The sequence below is a fragment of the Collimonas sp. GW821-FHT07E08 genome (assembly GCF_059418905.1).
On record NZ_JBWKQR010000001.1, the window covers coordinates 331,828 to 348,617 of the forward strand.

Here is a 16,790-nt window from a genome sequence, read left to right on the forward strand (position 1 = left end):
GCGGAGCGGGGTCTCTTCTCCCTTCCCCCCGCGGACGGGTTTCGCTTCGCTGCTGCCTGCAGCGATCAAGGGTAGTCTTCATTGCGTCTAAATCACTGCACCAGGCGTGCAGGAGAGGATAGCTATGGCCATGGCTGTTGCGCTCGTCTTGATGGTTGTCGCCTCGCTGCTGTTTCATTTTCTCAGCCCGTGGTGGGCAACGCCGCTGGCGTCTAACTGGCGCCAGATGGACGATACGCTCACCATCACGCTGGTCGTCACTGCCGTTTTCTTCGTTGCCATCAATCTGTTCATCGTCTACACGCTGCTGCGCTTTCGCCATCGCGAGGGACGGCGCGCTGCCTATCAGCCCGACAACAAGAAACTCGAACACTGGCTGATCGTCGCCACCAGCATCGCCATCATGGGCTTGCTGGCGCCTGGCTTGTTTGTCTACGCCGCCTATGTCACGGTGCCCGCGAATGCGGTGGATGTGGAAGTGGTCGGCCAGCAGTGGCAATGGCGCTTTCGTTATCCGGGAGCCGGCGGCAAGCTGGGGCGTTCCAGCGTCGACCTGATCAGCGCCGCCAATCCGTTCGGCATCGATCCGCGCGATCCTGCCGGCCAGGACAACATCCTGGTCAACAACAACGAGCTCCACCTGCAGATCAACCAGCCGGTCAGGATGCTGCTGCGTTCGCAGGATGTGCTGCACGATTTTTACGTGCCGCCGTTCCGCGCTCGCATGAACATGGTGCCAGGCATGGTGACCTCGTTCTGGTTCACGCCGAACAAGCTCGGCCGCTATGAGGTCTTGTGCGCGCAGCTGTGCGGCGTCGGCCATTCGGGCATGCGCGGTTATGTGGTGGTGGAGGACGCTGCCGGTTTTCAAAAATGGCTGAAGGCGCAGCCGACGTTTGCCCAGACCATGGCGCCGCCGGCGCCGGTGGCAGCCGCGGCTGCTGCGCCGGCAGCCGGAGCCGCAACTGGCGAAGCCCTGGTGGCGCAGGGCAAGGCGCTGGCGGAATCCAAGGCTTGCATCGCCTGCCATACGGTGGACGGCAGTCCGCGCGTCGGCCCGACCTGGAAAGGATTGTTCGGCAAGACCGAAACCATGGAAAACGGCTCCACCGCAACAGTGGATGAAACCTACCTCAAGGATTTCATCCGCAATCCGCAGGCGCGCGTGGTCAAGGGCTTTGCGCCGATGATGCCGAAGATAGAGATGAGCGACGCCGAACTGGCGGCGCTGGTGGCTTACATCAAGTCCTACGGCACGCCGGCGGCGACCCAGCAGGCGCAGCAGCAATCCGCACCATCCCGCTAACCGAGGAACGCCATGGCATACACCGAGCACAACGCAGAGCATGCACAGCATGATCATGGGCCCCAAGGCTTCTTCCGGAAATACGTCTGGAGCCAGGACCACAAGGTGATTGCGGTCCAGTACGCCAGCGTCGCCATCCTGGCCGGCCTGGTGGGGGTCGGGCTGTCCAACCTGATGCGCCTGCAGCTGGGTTTCCCCGGCAAGTTTGCTTTCATCGATGCGCCGCACTATTACCAGTTCATGACCATGCACGGCATGATCATGGTGATCTACCTGCTCACCGCGCTGTTCCTCGGCGGTTTCGGCAACTACCTGATTCCATTGATGGTGGGTGCGCGCGACATGGTTTTTCCTTACCTGAACATGCTCAGTTTCTGGGTTTACCTGCTCTCCGTGATCGTGCTGATGGCGAGTTTCTTCGTGCCGGGCGGGCCGACCGGCGCCGGCTGGACCCTGTACCCGCCGCAGGCGATCCTGCCGGGCACGCCGGGTTACGAGTGGGGCATCATCCTGATGCTGGTGTCGCTGCTGATTTTCATCGTCGCCGCCACCATGGGCGGCCTGAACTACGTCACTACCGTGCTGCAGGCGCGTACCCGCGGCATGACGCTGTTGCGCATGCCGCTCACGGTGTGGGGGATTTTTGTCGCCACCATCCTGGCGCTGCTGGCTTTCCCTGCGCTGTTCGTGAGCGGCATCATGATGCTGCTGGACCGCACGCTGGGCACCAGCTTCTTCATGCCGGCGCTGGTGTCGATGGGGCAGGTCAGCGGCTACAAGGGCGGCAGCCCTTTGCTGTTCCAGCACCTGTTCTGGTTTTTCGGCCATCCCGAGGTATATATCGTTGCCTTGCCGGCGTTCGGCATCGTGTCGGACCTGATCAGCGTACACGCGCGCAAAAGCATCTTCGGCTACCGCACCATGGTGTGGGCGATCCTGGCGATCGGGGTGCTGAGCGTGGTGGTGTGGGCGCACCATATGTTCGTCAGCGGCATGAATCCGTATTTCGGATTCTTCTTCGCCACCACCACGCTGATCATTGCGGTGCCTACCGCCATCAAGGTCTATAACTGGGTGCTGACCTTGTGGAACGGCGATATCCACCTGTCGGTGCCGATGCTGTTTGCGCTGGCTTTCATCAGCACTTTCCTGATCGGCGGCCTGACCGGACTGTTCCTGGGCAACGTCAGCGTCGATATTCCTTTGTCCAATACCTATTTCGTGGTGGCGCATTTCCATATGGTGATGGGCGTGGCGCCCTTGCTGGTGGTGTTTGGCGGGATATATCACTGGTACCCGAAGGTAAGCGGCCGCATGCTTAACGAAGCGCTTGGGAAAATCCATTTCTGGGCCACGTTTCTCGGCACTTACGCCATCTTTTTCCCCATGCATTACCTGGGCATCCTCGGCATGCCGCGTCGCTATTACGCCTTCGACGGCTATAAATTCATCCCCGATTCGGCCCATGCGCTCAACGCCTTCATCAGCGTGGTGGCGCTGACCGTGGCGACGGCGCAACTGGTTTTCATCTTCAACCTGGTCTGGAGCGTGTTCCGCGGCAAGCCGGCCGCCGCGAATCCGTGGCGGGCTGCATCGCTGGAGTGGCAGACGCCGGAGACGCCGCCCGCCCACGGCAACTGGGGCGAGCAGCTGCCGGTGGTGTATCGCGGCGCCTATACCTATAGCGTGCCCGGCGCCAAGGAAGATTTCATCGCGCAAAACGTGCCGCCGGTAGCCGGCGACGCCGAGTCGCTGGTGGCCAAGGAGACATACGCATGAGGACGCTCGATTCAAATTCGGCCGCCATCCTGAAACCGCCGGCTGCCGGCTACGTGCGTTATGGCTTTGGCGGCGAGGGCATGCCGCCCGACTTGCACGATGCGGCTGTCAGCGCAGCCTTGTGGGTATTCATCGGGGTCGCCACATCGCTGTTCCTGCTTTTCCTGGCGGCCTATGGCATGCGGATGGAGGCCGGCGACTGGTCGCCGCTGGCGATGCCTTGGCAGCTCTGGCTGAGCAGCGGGTTGCTGCTGCTTGCCAGCGTGCTGTTGCAGCTGGCGGCAACGGCGGCCGGCACGCTTCATCTGCGACGCGCCCGCTCCTTGCTGGCGGCTGCCGGCGTGTGCGGTTTCGCTTTCCTCGGCGTGCAGCTATGGGGATGGCAAGCGCTGCTGGCCATCCATGTGACGGCCAGCGGCAACCCGGCCGCCAGTTTCTTTTATTTGCTGACAGCCATGCATGGCTTGCACGTGGCGGGCGGGCTGGTCGGCTGGGGCATGGCCGCGCATGGCGCCTGGCGCCAGGACGCCAGCCGCCTGGCTCGGCGCATCCGCTTGTGCGCGCGTTACTGGCATTTCTTGCTGGCGCTGTGGGTGTTGCTGTTTGCTGCATTGGGCTGGCTGACGCCGGAGCTGGTGCGGATGGTCTGCGGTACGCGCTAAGGAGGATATATGAACACGACAACTGCACCATCGCCTGCAGCAGCGCCGGCCGCCGGACGCTGGCGGCAGCTGGTGGCGGACTGGTCGTCGGACCAGCAGGCGTTCCAGGTGTCGTGGGGCAAGGCCATGATGTGGATTTTCCTGCTGTCGGATACCTTCATCTTCAGCTGTTTCCTGACCGGCTACATGACGGTGCGCATGGCCAACACCGTTCCGTGGCCGAATCCGAGCCTGGTGTTCAGTCTTAATATCGGCGGCGTCGAAGTGCCTTTGCTGCTGATCGCGATCATGACTTTCGTTTTGATCAGCAGCAGCGGCACCATGGCGATGGCGGTTAACTTCGCCTACCGCCGCGAGCGTGTGCGCGCCGCCATCCTGATGTTTGTCACGGCGGGTTTCGGCGTGTGTTTCGTCAGCATGCAGGTGTTCGAATGGAGCAAGCTGATTTTGCAGGAAGGCGTGCGGCCCTGGGGCAATCCGATGGGGGCGGCGCAATTCGGTTCGACTTTTTTCATGATCACCGGTTTCCACGGCTTGCACGTTACCGCCGGCGTGATCTACCTGGTTACGGTGGCGGTGCGCCTGCTGCGCGGCCGTTATGACGCAGTTGGCAAGACCGGTGGTAATTACCAGATCGTCGAAATCGCCGGCCTCTACTGGCACTTCGTCGACCTGGTCTGGGTTTTCATTTTTGCCTTGTTCTATCTTTGGTAGGTGCGCTCATGACTTCCGCCACAGGACAACAACATCCGATCAGCCTGTACCTGAAGATATGGGGCCTGCTGTTCGTGCTCAGCACGCTTTCCTATCTGGTCGACTACTTCAATTTCCACAGCTACCTGCGCTGGACCCTGATCCTGGCCCTGATGCTGATGAAGGCGGGACTGATCGTCGCCTTCTTCATGCACATGGCCTGGGAGCGCCTGGCGCTGGTGTTCGCCATCCTGATACCGCCGCTGTGCCTGCTGGTGCTGGTCGGGCTGATGGCGACCGAAGCCGACTACACTTTCCTGACCAGGCTTTCGTTCTTTCGCTGAAGTCTGAGTCAAAGCTTGAGTCAAAGCTTGGGTCAAAGCTTTATATACCAGCGCTGCCTGTCCATCGCATGCACGGTCAGCCACCAGGCAGCGACAAACGCCGCCGCGAACGCCAGCGAGGCAACGTAAGGACCGGCCAGGGGCGTGATCCAGCCGGCGAACAAACGTTGATACAGTGCTTCCTGGCCGAGGCCGGGCAGCACGATCTGCATCAGCTCCGAACCGGCATACGCGGCCACGGCATTGAGGCCGAAACGCCGCCCCAGCGCCGGCCAGCTGCGCTGGTCCACCAGCCAGTGGAACAGCAGCAGCGCCAAGGTGGCCCAGCCGGCGCACCACAGCACAAACGATGAAGTCCACAGGTTCTTGTTGAGCGGCAGCGCCAGCGACCACAGCGCACCCAGCGCCAGCGCGGTGACGGCGCCGACCAGCAGCCGCTGCAGCCGGCCCTCGCGCAGCCAGCGGCCGGCGCACAAGCCGAGCAGGCTGGTCGCCAGCGACGGCAATGTGCCGAGCAAGCCTTCGGGATCGTGGCCGCGGCCGCTGGCGGCGTCGACCTGGTAGACGAATTGGCCGAACAGGGCGCTGTCGCTGCGGCTGGCCAGGTTGGTCCACGGCTCCAGCGAACCTCCCAGCGCCAGCAAGCCCCAGTAGCCGAGCAAGATCGCGGCGACCAGGCCCCATTGCGTGCGCGGCCTGGCGTAGATCGCGCACAGGGCGGTAGCGGCGAAGCACAGCCCGATGCGCTGCAGCACGCCCGGCAAGCGCAGGTGGGCGTCGGGCATGATGAGCCAGGCCAGCACATTGATCAGCAAGCCTAGCGCCACGATGCGCAGCGCCCGCAGCAAGGCGGCGCGCGCCAGCGCCGATGGCGCAGCGCCTTGCGCCAGGCGCGGTTCGATGCCCAGTGCGATCGATACGCCGACCACGAACAGGAAAAACGGAAACACCAGGTCGGTCGGGGTGCAGCCGTGCCAGGCCGAATGTTCCAGCGGGGCGTAGACATGGTCCCAGTCGCCGGGGTCGTTAACCAGCAGCATCGCGGCCACGGTGCAGCCGCGCAATGCGTCAACCGACGCCAGGCGGCGCGTCATGGAGCGGCAAACCGCTGTGTTGGACAAGGCATGGTGTCTCCGAGTGTTTTTGTCCGGCAAAGATAGCAGAATTCAAAGCAGCAGCCAGGCAATCAAGGCCGATATGGCAAGGAAGGGAAAGGAATACAGGTGGAAGCGCAGCCAGAGGTGGCGTTCGGGCGCCATGCGCAGCGCGATGATGTTGGCCAGCGAGCCTGTCGCCAGGCCGAAGCCGCCGGCGTTGACGCCGTATGCGATCAGCTTGTAGGCATCGGAATAATTGACCAGCAGGATAGTCGCCGGCACGTTGCTGATGGCCTGGGAGCCGAGCAGGGCTGTCATGAACAGTTCAAGCCGGGAAAACTGCGGGATTGCCGCCACCCAGTCCTGGATGAAATGCCATTGCGTCAGCAGGCGGATATCGATGAACATCAGGATGAAGACCAGGATCAGGCTCCAGTCGACTTTGGCGATGATCTCGCGGCAAAACAGCAGCGCCGCGGCCGCCACGCCAAGCAGGCCCCAGCCCGGGTGTCCCAGTTCCACCGAGGCCACGAAGGCCAGGTAGAGCAGTCCGCAAGTGCGCAGCAGCCCGACCCGGTAGGAAGCCGGATTGTCTTCCAGCTCGACATGTATGGTTTGTTTGGGAAAGCAGAACCAGGCCGCCAGCAGCAACAGCAGGACAACCGCCAGCGCCAGCGGCGCCATCTGCCAGGTGAAGCTGGCAAAGGGCAGGTGCGAACGCTGCCAGAGCAGGATGTTTTGCGGATTGCCGATCGGCGTCAGCATGGAGCCGGCGTTGACCGCCAGCGCCTCGAAGATCACCAGGCGGCCGATCGGCAAGCCGCTGATGCTGCCCAGGCCGACGGTCAGCGGGACCATGATGAACAGCGCGATATCGTTGGTCAGCACGGTGGAAAGCAGCGCGGATGCCGACACCAGGAAGATCGCCAGCACGCGTTCCTGCTGCAGCCGGTTGATGACGGTCCGTCCCAGGTGTTCCAGGTAGCCGCTGACTTCGATGCCCTTGGTCAGCAGCAGCATGCCGGCCAGCGTGGCGATGGTGTTCCAGTCGACCCAGTGGCGGTATTCCGCCGGCGGCTGCGGCGACAGGATGGAGAGGATGATCGCGATGGCCAGCAGCAGATGCATCAATCGATCGCGCAGGAACGGCAGGCAGATTTGCTGGATAAAAGTTGGCGCCGCGGTCGGCTCGGTGATTGCAAGCATGGATGTTTTCTGAAGTAGGGGCAGACCGGCTGTTTTTGTTGTGAAAATATTATGCGGGCGTGGTGTTTTACGAGGCCGGCACTCTGGCATAATTGCTTCCCGCGCCCTTGAAATTTGCAGCGGCGGCCTTATTTTAAATGCACTTCCTTCCCATTCCGGAGTTTTCTACATGAAACGTATTTTCTTGTTCCTTGCTACCAATATTGCGGTGATGGTTGTGATGAGCATCGTGCTGTCGCTGCTGGGTGTAGACCGTTTCCTCACGCGCAGCGGCTTGAACCTGCCGATGCTGATGGTGTTTTCGCTGGTGGTCGGCTTCACCGGTTCGATTTTCTCGCTGCTGATCAGCAAGCAGATGGCGAAATGGTCGACCGGCGCGCGTGTCATCGCGTCGCCTTCCAATTCGACCGAGCTGTGGCTGGTGGACACGGTCGCCAAGCTGGCGCAGCGCGCCGGCATCGGCATGCCTGAGGTGGCAGTCTACCAGGGCGATCCGAATGCGTTCGCCACTGGTGCTTTCAAGAATTCGGCGCTGGTCGCGGTGTCCACCGGCCTGCTGGAGAGCATGACCAAGGAAGAAGTGGAAGCGGTGCTGGGCCATGAAATCGCCCATATCGCCAACGGCGACATGGTGACCATGACCCTGATCCAGGGCGTGGTCAACACCTTTGTGGTGTTCCTGTCGCGCGTCATCGGTTATGCTGTCGATCGCGCTTTGTCGCGCGGCAATAACGACGGCCCTGGCATCGGCTATATGGCCACGGTGCTGGTGTCGCAGATCGTGCTGGGGATAGGCGCATCGCTGATCGTCGCCTGGTTCTCGCGCCATCGCGAATTCCGCGCCGACGCCGGCTCCGCCAAACTGCTGGGCAGCGCCTTGCCGATGCAAAGGGCGCTGGCGCGGCTGGGCGGGGTTGAACCGGCGACATTGCCGGAATCGATGGCGGCATTGGGCATCAACGACAAGCCGGGTTTCATGGCGCTGTTTTCCAGCCATCCGCCGATCGAACAACGGATAGCTGCGCTGCGCGATCCGCAAGCAACAGCCTTGTAATTTAATTTGCATGCAAGGCGGCGCTGGCCTCTGGCCAGCGCCGTTTTTCATTTTCCAGAATAGCGAGCCATGAGCCAGTTTTTCCAGATTCATCCGGATAATCCGCAGCTGCGCCTGATCAAGCAGGCGGTGCAGATCATCCAGTCCGGCGGCATCGTCGCCTTGCCGACCGACTGCTGTTATGCGCTGGTCTGCCAGCTGGACAACAAGGACGCGGTAGACCGGGTCCGGCGCATCCGCGGCGTCGACGACAAGCATCACTTGACCATGCTGTGCCGCGACCTGAGCGAAATCTCGCTGTACGCCAAGGTCGACAACCGCCAGTTCCGCCTGTTGAAAAACGCGACGCCGGGGGCCTATACCTTCATTCTCGAAGCGACCAAGGAAGTGCCGCGCAGGCTCAGCCATCCTGCGCGCAAGACCATCGGCCTGCGCGTGCCGGAGCACAGCATCGTCAACGCCGTGCTGGAAGAACTCGGGCAGCCGCTGATCGGCACCACCCTGATCCTGCCGGGCGCGGAACAGGCGCTGACCGATCCGGAGGAGGTACGCGACCAGCTGGAAAAGCAGATCGAACTGGTGATCGACGGCGGCGCCTGCAGCCTGGAGCCAACCACGGTCATCGACCTTACCGGCGATGAACCCGAGCTGATACGCCAAGGGCGCGGAGACGCCGGCCTGTTTGGTTTGTAATGCGCATGCGTGGGATGGCAGCCCCATGCATGCGCATTGCTTGTCTTTTTGTAATTTTCCGCCAGCGGTACAGTCCGATACAGTTCTTTTGTCAGATGCTGCATCGAGCTTTAACGCCCCTCTGATAGAATCCCGCCCATGAATGATCTTATCCAAACCGTCGCGGTGTATGCCTTGCCCGTGCTGTTCGCCATTACGCTGCATGAAGCCGCGCATGCCTATGCCGCCAAGTATTTCGGCGATTCGACCGCAGCCATGCTGGGCCGCATGAGCCTTAACCCGGTCAAGCACATCGATCCTTTCGGCACCATCCTGATTCCGATACTGCTGTATTTTTCCACCGGCGGCGCCTTCCTGTTCGGTTACGCCAAGCCGGTGCCGATCAATTTCGGCCAGCTGCGCAAGCCGAAGCGCGACATGGCCTGGGTGGCGCTGGCGGGGCCGGCGGCGAATTTTGTGATGGCGCTGATCTGGCTGCTGGTGCTGATCGCGCTGGCGGCGTTCCAGGTGCAGGAAGACTTCTTCGCCTTGATGGCGCGCGCCGGTATCCTGACCAATCTGGTGATGTTTGCCTTCAACCTGTTTCCGATCCCGCCGCTGGATGGCGGCCGCATCCTGACCAGTTTGCTGCCTGACAAGTACGCTTACAAATTCGCCCAGATCGAACCCTACGGTTTCTTCATCGTGATGGCCCTGGTGCTGCTGAAAGTATTATATTTCTGGATGACGCCGGTCATGGCGATTGCCCGCACCGCCTTGCAGTGGATCGTATCGCCGCTGCTATTATTGTTAAACTGACCCGTTCCCATTTTTCCTGACCGCTCACACTGACTATGTACCCTGACCGTGTTGTCTCTGGCATGCGCCCCACAGGCGCCTTGCATCTTGGCCACTACCACGGCGCCCTGAAGAACTGGGTAAGGCTGCAATCCGAACTGCCTTGCCTGTTCTTCGTCGCCGACTGGCATGCGCTGACCACGCACTACGACGATCCGAGCATGATCGAAACCAGTACCTGGGACATGCTGATCGACTGGCTGGCGGCAGGCGTCGATCCTTCGCAGGCGACCTTGTTCATCCAGTCCAAGGTGCCGGAGCATGCTGAATTGCACCTGTTGCTGTCGATGGCGACGCCGCTCGGCTGGCTGGAGCGGGTGCCGACCTACAAGGACCAGCAGGAAAAACTGACCGACCGCGACCTGGCGACCTACGGTTTCCTCGGCTACCCGCTGCTGCAGGCGGCCGATGTCCTGATTTACCGCGCCAGCCAGGTGCCGGTGGGCGACGACCAGGTGCCGCATATCGAAATGATGCGCGAAATCGCGCGCCGTTTTAACCACCTGTACGGCAAGGAAAAGGGCTTTGAAGAGAAAGCCCAGGAAGCCGTCAAGAAGCTGGGCAGCAAACGCGCCAAGCTCTACAACGAGCTGCGCACCGAATTCCAGCAGCAAGGCAGCGAAGACGCGCTGGGGCAGGCCAAGGCCATGCTGGACGACGCCCAGAACCTGTCGATGATCGACCGTGAGCGCCTGTTCGGTTTCCTGGAAGGCAGCCGCAAGCTGATCCTGTCGGAGCCGCAGGCGCTGCTGACCGAAGCGTCGCGTTTGCCGGGGCTGGATGGGCAGAAGATGTCCAAGAGTTATGGCAATGCCATCGCCCTGCGCGAAGACAAGGATGTCGTCAGCAAGAAGGTGCGCACCATGCCGACCGATCCGGCGCGCGTGCGCCGCACCGATCCCGGCGATCCCGACAAATGTCCGGTATGGCAGTTCCACCTGGTGTATTCCGACGATGCAACCCGCCAGTGGGTGGGCAAAGGCTGCCGCAGCGCGGGCATCGGCTGCCTCGAATGCAAGCAGCCGGTGATCGACGCCATCATCCGGGAGCAGGAACCGATGCACGAGCGCGCCCAGCAATACCTGGACGATCCGTCGCTGGTGCGGGCGATTGTGGCGGACGGCTGCGATCATGCGCGCAAGCTGGCGCAGGACACGATGCGCGACGTGCGCGAGGCGATGGGCCTGAGCTATAGCTGAGCTCGGATCCCTTCAGATTGAATCAATGCAACCGATAAGCGGGCAAGCGTGTCGATAAGTCCGGTATCTCCCTGGGTCAGCCGCTTCGGCGGCCTGCTGCCGGCCGGCCTGGTGCTGGACCTGGCTTGCGGCAACGGCCGCCATGCCGCGTGGCTGGCGCAGCGCGGGCTGGAGGTGCTGGCGGTCGACCGCAATCCCGAGCTGCTGGCGGAGATAACGGCACCGGGCGTACAAACCCAGCAGATCGAGCTGGAAACCGGTCCTTCGGAGCCGCTGTCGTCGCTGTTCCTGCCGCAGCGCTTCAGCGCCGTGGTGGTGACCAACTACCTGCACCGGCCCTTGTTTCCCCTGATACTGGCTAGCGTGGCACCGCAGGGCGTCTTGCTGTATGAAACGTTTGCCGCCGGCAATGAGCAATTCGGCAAGCCGTCCAACCCCGATTTCCTGCTGCAGCCCGGTGAATTGCTGGCGCTGCTGGCAGCCGATGCCGCAAGCAGCTGGCGCGTGCTGGCTTTCGAAGACGGTTACCTGGCAGGGCCGAAACCGGCCATGGTGCAGCGCATTTGCGCCGTCAAGCAAGCCGGCGCCAGCGTTTCAGCTTTGCGCATCGCATGAGGAATCCGGCGCAGCTTATGGATAAATTGCTAAATGGCAATTGTATTTGTAACCTGTTTTACAAGCGGAAATACCCACAGCCACTGTGATCCGCTACAATCAGTCTTTTATTTTTTCGCATTTACGATCATGATCAAGGGCAGCATTGTTGCAATCGTTACTCCCATGCATACCGACGGCAGCCTCGACTTGCCAGGTTTGCGCAAGCTGATCGACTGGCACATCGCGGAAGGGACCGACGCTATCGTTATCGTCGGCACTTCCGGAGAATCGCCGACAGTCACCGTTGAAGAGCACTGTGCCTTGATCAAGCTGGCGGTCGACCATGCGGCCAAACGGATTCCCATCATCGCCGGCAGCGGCGGCAATTCCACCGCGGAAGCGATCCAGCTGACCCGCTTCGCCAAGGAAGCCGGCGCCGACGCATCGCTGCAAGTGGTGCCTTACTACAACCGGCCGACGCAAGAAGGCATGTACCAGCATTTCAAGAAGATCGCCGAATCGGTCGATTTGCCGGTCATCCTGTACAACGTGCCCGGCCGCACCGTGGCCGACATGAGCAACGAGACCATCCTGCGCCTGGCGCAGGTGCCGGGAATCATCGGCGTCAAGGATGCGACCGGCAATATCGGCCGCGGTTCCGACCTGATCCGCCTGGCGCCGCCTGAATTCGCCGTCTATTCCGGCGACGATGCGACCGCCATGGCGCTGATGTTCTGCGGCGGCAAGGGCAATATTTCGGTGACGGCCAACGTCGCTCCGCGCGACATGCACCTGTTGTGCGTGGCCGCAATGGACGGCAATGTCGCCGCAGCAGTCAAACTGAACAACAAGCTTTTACCGCTGCATAATAAATTATTTGTTGAGCCGAATCCTTTGCCTGTGAAATGGGCTCTCACGGAGATGGGCATGATGTCTGACGGGATCCGTCTGCCGTTGGTGCCGCTGGCTGCCGAGTACCACGCAACGGTACGGGCCGCGCTGCGTGAATCGGGTGTATTACAATAAACTGCGCTGACAGGCGTTTCCATTTCTCTCGTTTTTTTGATCCTGTATCCACATGACTATTCGCAAGAACATTTCATCGACTCAAATCAGTCTCACACAACGTGGCGTTGTCGTCGCTTTGGCGCTCGCCGGTCTGGCAGGATGTTCGTCGATCAGTTCGGTGCTTGAGCCGGATCGCATCGATTACAAGAGCGCAGGCAAGGTAACGGCGCCGAAACTGGATATCCCGCCTGACCTGACCCAGCTGCAGCGCGAGAATCGTTATGCGATTCCTGAATCCAACGCAGGCACGGCCACCGCTTCCGGCTACAACCTGGAGCAGGGCGTGACACGCCCGGCCGAAGCCGCCGCGGCAGTCGCGCCGAATGCCGCGCCCGACATGCACATCGAACGCGACGGTTCGCAGCGCTGGCTGGTGGTCAACGCCACTCCTGACAGCCTGTGGCCTAAGGTCAAGGATTTCTGGCAGGATTCGGGTTTCCTGATCAATGTCGAAAATCCGGCGACCGGCGTGATGGAAACCGACTGGGCCGAAAACCGCGCCAAGATCCCGCAGGATTTCGTGCGCAACACGCTGGGCAAGGTATTCGATTCGCTGTATTCAACCGGCGAACGCGACAAGTTCCGCACCCGCCTGGAACGCGGGCCTAACGGCACCACCGAAATCTACATCAGCCACCGCGGCGCGGAAGAAGTGCTGTCCGGCGCGCAAAAGGAATCGAGCATCTGGACCGCGCGCGCTCCCGATCCGCAGCTGGAAGCAGAATTCCTGTCGCGCCTGATGGGCCGCCTGGGCAATGACGAAGTGAAAGCCAAGGCGGCAGTCGCCAATGCGCCGTCGCTGCAGGCACGTTCCAAGCTGGTGAAGAATGCCGCCGGCGACTACGTGCAGGTTGACGAAGGTTTCGACCGCGCATGGCGCCGTGTCGGCCTGGCGCTGGACCGCGTCGGCTTCACCGTGGAAGACCGCGACCGCACGCAAGGCTTGTACTTTGTGCGTTACGTCGATCAAGATGCGGACGCCAAGGACAAGAAATCGGACAAGGGTTTCTTCGCCAAGCTGTTCAGCAGCTCGGATAGCGACAAGGCAAAGAATGCCGCCAGCTACCGCATCCTGGTCAAAGGCTCTGACGCCGGCAGCCAGGTCGCCGTGCTGGACAAGGATGGCAAGCCTGAACTGTCGAAGACTTCCGGCAAGATCCTGGCTTTGCTCAACGAACAGCTGAAGTAAGCTGACTCGCAGTCGTAGCGCGCAATGCGGCTGTCTTCCTGTCACCAGAGCTACCCTTGAAATTCGCAAGCCTGGGTAGCGGCAGCGAAGGCAACGCATTGCTGATTTCAGCGGCGTCAGGCAGCACCGCCACCAACGTGATGCTTGACTGCGGCTTCGGCATTCGCGAAACCGAACGCCGCCTGGCCCGCCTGGGCCTGGATGGCGCCGCACTCTCCGCAATTATCGTCACCCACGAACACCAGGACCATATCGGCGGCGTTTTCAAATTCGCCCGCCGCCACCGCTTGCCTGTGTGGCTCACCTACGGCACTTACCAAGCCTTGCGCCAGGACAGCACGGACGGCGTCGCGGTCTGTTTCTGCCGTGACGGCAATCCCTTTGCCATCGGTGATCTGCAGTTGATCCCCTATACGGTTCCGCACGATGCGCGCGAGCCGGTCCAGTATGTCGCCACCGACGGCGATCGACGGCTGGGCGTGCTGACCGACGCCGGCAAGCTGACCGAGCATCTGGTGCAAGCCCTGGGCGGCAGCGATGCGCTGGTGCTGGAATGTAATCATGACAGGAAGATGCTGAGCGATTCCGCCTATCCGCCATCGCTCAAGCGCCGCATCGGCGGCGAATACGGCCATTTGTCGAACGATGCGGCGCGCGAAATCCTGGCGGCGCTGGATCAGTCGCGCTTGCGCAAGGTGGTTGGCGCGCATTTGAGTGCGCGTAACAATTTGCCTGAGCTGGCGCATGCGGCGCTGTGCGGCGCCCGCTGCAGCGAATCGGTGGAAGTGACGATAGCGTGCCAGGAAGAAGGCTTCGGCTGGATAGAGATGTAGTGCGCGGCATGGCGCGCGGGCGATGCGCCGGTTTGATATTTACCCGGGATTTTCAGCAATAAAAAAGCCGACCCATGGGTCGGCTTTTTTTAAGCAACCAATGATTACTTGGAAGCAGCAGGTGCGGCAGCAGCTTTAGCAGCGTCAGCAGCAGCGTCAACAGCTGTGTGAGCAGCATCAGCAGCAGCGGAACCGGCGGCAGCAGCAGCGGAACCAGCAGCAGTTGCAGCGTCAGCAGCAGCCGAACCAGCGGCAGTTGCAGCAGCAGCAGCGTCGGATGCAGCGGATGCAGCAGCGTCAGCAGCAGCAGGAGCAGCGACGGATGCAGCAGGAGCAGCGTCAGCAGCAGGAGCTTCGTCTTTTTTGCCGCAAGCAGCCAGAGTCAGAGCCAACAGGGATGCGATCAACAGTGTTTTTTTCATGAATGTTCCTTCAGTAGTAATCAAAAATTTTGCGATGAATAATTACCGGTAATTATCGCTCTACAGGATGTTTTCGCAGTGCTTTGCCGGGACTGCGCATCGCGATGCAACAAAAACTTTCCAGCTCAGAATTATAGCTGGAATTTGTTAAATATGACATTAACGGTTTGCTATTTGGTAAGAATTTGTATCAATGCAACAGCGCTCTCGCGTGTCCGGGTAAACGCCGTCGGCTTATCGATGACGAGTGTCTGCCGTACTTATTCAGTTTGTCGCTGAATGCACGTTTGCCGTCGCCGCATGACTAGCCGCGGCAAATGTGAATGGATATCCGCTTTTGACAGTTTATTTGTTAAATAGTGTGAATTGCAGATAATGTTTGTGGCGGCCGGATTAAATATTAACTCCGGTATTTGTTTTATTATTAATGGCATTAAAACAAAGTTATATTTATTCTATAACTAAGTTTCAGATGTGGTTTCTCGCAGTTTCTTATTCGCGGCTGCTTATTTAAAGCAGCCGCGATAACATTCCGCTGCATCGCCATGGCAGGGAAGGCATCCTGCGCGGCCGGCCTGAAGCGCGCCCCCGCAATCAGCCGAGGGTAATCCAGCCGTCTTCGTACCAGGTGTAGAGCGCCTCCAGCACATCGGTGGAAACCTTGGCGGCAGCTTCGCTGTCGAGCCGGCGCTGGTCTGCCAACAGCGTCAGCGATGCTTTGTCGGCACGGCCCGCGGCGAACGATTCGCCGTTGATGAATACGTGCTTGCCGCGATACAGCATCTGGGTCTTGCGCGACAGCGCAACGCCACGCTTGTTCAACGCAGCGGTAAAGCGCGCCAGGGTCAGCGGCCGCGCCGGCGATTCGAAAAACACATTGGCCTTGGGTTCGGACAAATATTCGCCGACGAAAATCGCAATGTCATCCTCGGTGAAGCGCACCTTGTTGAGTTCGTCCGAGATTTGCGTCAGCATGGCGGCGCCGATTTCCGCCGGATGCTTGCTAGCCTGCAGGTCCGGGTCGGCATAGCGTCCCGGCAGGTCGATCGAGTCCGCCATGAACTGCAGGAAGGCTTCGCCCAGTTCCTGGAACGGCGGGGCGCGGAAGCCGATCGAATACGTCATGCACTCGCCGATCGCGGTGCCGTCGTGGGCGTATTGCGGCGGCAGGTACAGCATGTCGCCCGGTTCCAGGATGAATTCCTGCTCGGGCGTGAAGTTCTTCAGTATCTTCAGCGCGCTGCCTTCCACCAGGGTCAGGTCCTGGGTAGCGCCGATTTTCCAGCGCCGCTGGCCATGGGCCTGCAGCAAAAACACATCGTAGGAGTCAAAGTGCGGACCGACGCCGCCATTGTCGGTCGCATAGCTGATCATCAGGTCGTCCAGCCGTGCGTCGGGGATGAAGCGGAACTGGCGCAGCAGGGCGTCGGCGCCGTCGTCGTGCAGGTTGACGCCTTGCACCAGCAGGGTCCAGTCCTTCTGCGCCGTGTCCGGCAGCTCCAGGGCCGGGCCGTTGCTGACTTGCCATTGCTGCTTGAAATGGGTCACCAGGCGCGATTCGACGTCGTCCCGCTGCGCCAGTTCAAACAAGGCGTCGGGCGTCAGCAAGGGGATGAAGCCAGGCAGGGCCTGGCGGATCAGCAGGGGTTTCTTGTGCCAGTAATCGCGTAAAAATTGCGCGGGCGACAGGCCGCCCAGGAGTGTTGAATTTTTCATGCCGTCATTATATCGGGTTGGATGCCGTAAAATCGGGCCAGGGATGTGGATTCAAGCCGTTTGGGCGGGCGCATGGTGTAATTTTTTGCTATCCC

At 60.9% G+C, this 16,790-nt stretch carries 17 protein-coding genes; 13 read left to right on the forward strand and 4 right to left on the reverse strand.

All coding sequences use genetic code 11. The features are described from left to right. The first annotated feature begins 124 nt into the window (after positions 1-124). Genes AC07RZ_RS01570 through AC07RZ_RS01590 form a run of 5 tightly spaced genes read left to right on the forward strand, consistent with a single transcriptional unit; the run spans position 125 to position 4,784 of the window. Positions 125-1,306: a c-type cytochrome gene (locus AC07RZ_RS01570; RefSeq protein WP_494666638.1), complete on the forward strand. Its 1,182-nt coding sequence runs from the start codon at positions 125-127 to the stop codon at positions 1,304-1,306. A 12-nt stretch (positions 1,307-1,318) separates the two neighbouring features. Beyond that, entirely contained in the window at positions 1,319-3,085 is a 1,767-nt protein-coding gene (locus AC07RZ_RS01575) for a cytochrome c oxidase subunit I (protein WP_494666639.1), read from the forward strand. Beyond that, the gene (locus tag AC07RZ_RS01580) at positions 3,082-3,747 is read left to right on the forward strand and encodes a cytochrome c oxidase subunit 3 family protein (protein WP_494666640.1); all 666 of its coding nucleotides are present in this window, start codon (positions 3,082-3,084) and stop codon (positions 3,745-3,747) included. The genes AC07RZ_RS01575 and AC07RZ_RS01580 overlap by 4 nt, the downstream gene beginning before the upstream one ends. Before the next feature lie 9 nt (positions 3,748-3,756). Then, complete coding sequence (locus AC07RZ_RS01585) at positions 3,757-4,461, forward strand: heme-copper oxidase subunit III family protein (protein WP_144736086.1); 705 nt, start codon at positions 3,757-3,759, stop codon at positions 4,459-4,461. Between the two features lie 8 nt (positions 4,462-4,469). After that, on the forward strand, positions 4,470-4,784 hold the full coding sequence (locus tag AC07RZ_RS01590; RefSeq protein ID WP_092391990.1) for a cytochrome C oxidase subunit IV family protein: 315 nt from the start codon (positions 4,470-4,472) through the stop codon (positions 4,782-4,784). A gap of 32 nt (positions 4,785-4,816) precedes the next feature. On the opposite strand, the gene AC07RZ_RS01595 is transcribed toward AC07RZ_RS01590, so the two are convergent. Then, positions 4,817-5,905: an acyltransferase family protein gene (locus AC07RZ_RS01595; protein ID WP_494666641.1), complete on the reverse strand. Its 1,089-nt coding sequence runs from the start codon at positions 5,903-5,905 to the stop codon at positions 4,817-4,819. A 45-nt stretch (positions 5,906-5,950) separates the two neighbouring features. Further along, positions 5,951-7,087 carry an SLC13 family permease gene (locus AC07RZ_RS01600; protein WP_494666642.1) on the reverse strand — a complete coding sequence of 379 codons (1,137 nt, stop codon included), beginning with the start codon at positions 7,085-7,087 and terminating at the stop codon, positions 5,951-5,953. 169 nt (positions 7,088-7,256) lie between these two features. Between AC07RZ_RS01600 and htpX the strand changes: the two genes are divergently transcribed. The 8 genes from htpX (at position 7,257) to AC07RZ_RS01640 (ending at position 14,557) form a co-directional block, all read left to right on the forward strand. Then, entirely contained in the window at positions 7,257-8,141 is an 885-nt protein-coding gene (gene htpX / locus AC07RZ_RS01605) for a protease HtpX (protein WP_144736088.1), read from the forward strand. A gap of 69 nt (positions 8,142-8,210) precedes the next feature. Next, a complete protein-coding gene (locus AC07RZ_RS01610; RefSeq protein ID WP_494666643.1) occupies positions 8,211-8,834 on the forward strand; it encodes an L-threonylcarbamoyladenylate synthase in 624 nt (207 codons plus the stop codon). Between the two features lie 138 nt (positions 8,835-8,972). Beyond that, positions 8,973-9,632: a site-2 protease family protein gene (locus AC07RZ_RS01615; protein ID WP_494666644.1), complete on the forward strand. Its 660-nt coding sequence runs from the start codon at positions 8,973-8,975 to the stop codon at positions 9,630-9,632. A gap of 35 nt (positions 9,633-9,667) precedes the next feature. Further along, the gene (locus AC07RZ_RS01620) at positions 9,668-10,870 is read left to right on the forward strand and encodes a tryptophan--tRNA ligase (RefSeq protein WP_494666645.1); all 1,203 of its coding nucleotides are present in this window, start codon (positions 9,668-9,670) and stop codon (positions 10,868-10,870) included. A 48-nt stretch (positions 10,871-10,918) separates the two neighbouring features. Next, positions 10,919-11,485, forward strand: coding sequence for a class I SAM-dependent methyltransferase (locus AC07RZ_RS01625; protein WP_494666646.1), 567 nt, complete (start codon positions 10,919-10,921; stop codon positions 11,483-11,485). Between the two features lie 129 nt (positions 11,486-11,614). Beyond that, positions 11,615-12,493: a 4-hydroxy-tetrahydrodipicolinate synthase gene (gene dapA / locus AC07RZ_RS01630; protein WP_494666647.1), complete on the forward strand. Its 879-nt coding sequence runs from the start codon at positions 11,615-11,617 to the stop codon at positions 12,491-12,493. Between the two features lie 52 nt (positions 12,494-12,545). After that, entirely contained in the window at positions 12,546-13,724 is a 1,179-nt protein-coding gene (gene bamC / locus AC07RZ_RS01635) for an NlpB/DapX family lipoprotein (RefSeq protein WP_494666648.1), read from the forward strand. Positions 13,725-13,780: 56 nt separating this feature from the next. Further along, positions 13,781-14,557: an MBL fold metallo-hydrolase gene (locus AC07RZ_RS01640; RefSeq protein ID WP_494666649.1), complete on the forward strand. Its 777-nt coding sequence runs from the start codon at positions 13,781-13,783 to the stop codon at positions 14,555-14,557. Positions 14,558-14,661: 104 nt separating this feature from the next. On the opposite strand, the gene AC07RZ_RS01645 is transcribed toward AC07RZ_RS01640, so the two are convergent. After that, complete coding sequence (locus tag AC07RZ_RS01645) at positions 14,662-14,979, reverse strand: hypothetical protein (protein WP_092414370.1); 318 nt, start codon at positions 14,977-14,979, stop codon at positions 14,662-14,664. 594 nt (positions 14,980-15,573) lie between these two features. Beyond that, a complete protein-coding gene (locus tag AC07RZ_RS01650) occupies positions 15,574-16,695 on the reverse strand; it encodes a JmjC domain-containing protein (protein WP_494666650.1) in 1,122 nt (373 codons plus the stop codon). Between the last annotated feature and the right edge of the window lie 95 nt (positions 16,696-16,790).